This window comes from Cryobacterium sp. MLB-32, from assembly GCF_000738085.1.
Classification (GTDB): domain Bacteria; phylum Actinomycetota; class Actinomycetes; order Actinomycetales; family Microbacteriaceae; genus Cryobacterium.
This window is the reverse complement of sequence record NZ_JPRS01000454.1, coordinates 1-842: the sequence shown is the minus strand read 5'-3', so window position 1 is coordinate 842 and position 842 is coordinate 1. Positions and strand designations below refer to the sequence as shown.

The 842-nt window shown below is 58.3% G+C and carries 1 protein-coding gene; it reads left to right on the top strand.

Going from position 1 to position 842, the window contains the following annotated elements:
• The first annotated feature begins 79 nt into the window (after positions 1-79).
• Complete coding sequence (locus JF66_RS19335; RefSeq protein ID WP_035880513.1) at positions 80-733, top strand: amino acid ABC transporter permease; 654 nt, start codon at positions 80-82, stop codon at positions 731-733.
• Positions 734-842 lie beyond the last annotated feature (109 nt).

Genomic DNA, 842 nt, shown 5'->3' with positions numbered 1-842 from the left:
TGGAGACGCGCTTCGCTCATATTTCAACGCGGGCCGTGCACAGCGGACGCCCGCCCCTCTTGTCTAAGGAGTCGTCCCCATGGATTTCGTTGACAATGTCCTCAAAGTCTTTCCACAATTGCTGGGCGCCGTGCCTGTAGTGATCGTCCTCGCCCTCGGAGCAATGGCTCTCGCTCTGGTTCTCGGACTCATAGTCGCCTTGGCCCGGCTGTCCAATTTTCGCGTGATCCGAGGCATCGCAATCTTCTTCGTGGAGATCATTCGCGGCACACCCCTTCTCGTTCAGCTGGTCTACATCTTCTTCGTGCTGCCCGTCATCGGCATCCAGATCGACCCGATTCCCGCCGGCATCCTGGGCCTGGGCCTGAACTACGCCGCGTACCTGTCGGAGGTCTTCCGGTCGTCGATTCTGTCTGTCGAACACGGCCAAACAGAGGCTGCGTGGTCGCTGGGCTACACCCCCACCAAGACTCTGTGGCGAATTGTCATCCCCCAGTCTTTTGTGGTGTCCCTGGCACCCATCGGCAACTACTTCATCGCCATGGTGAAGGACACGGCACTGACCTCGGTAATCGCCGTGACGGAAATTCTCAAGACGGCCAACATCCTCAACAGCCAGACCTTCCAAACGACGGCAATCTACACGGCGGCCGCGATCCTGTACCTGATCATCAGCTTCCCCCTCTCTCGGATCGTCGATTCGCTCGAACGAAAGGCCCGAACCCGTGGCTGAAAAGATCATCATCAGCGTGCGCGATGTGCACAAGTCTTTTACCTCCGAAACTCACCCCTCACTGTGGGGACGGATGCGGGGCCAACGACACGAAAAGAAGGTCGTCGAA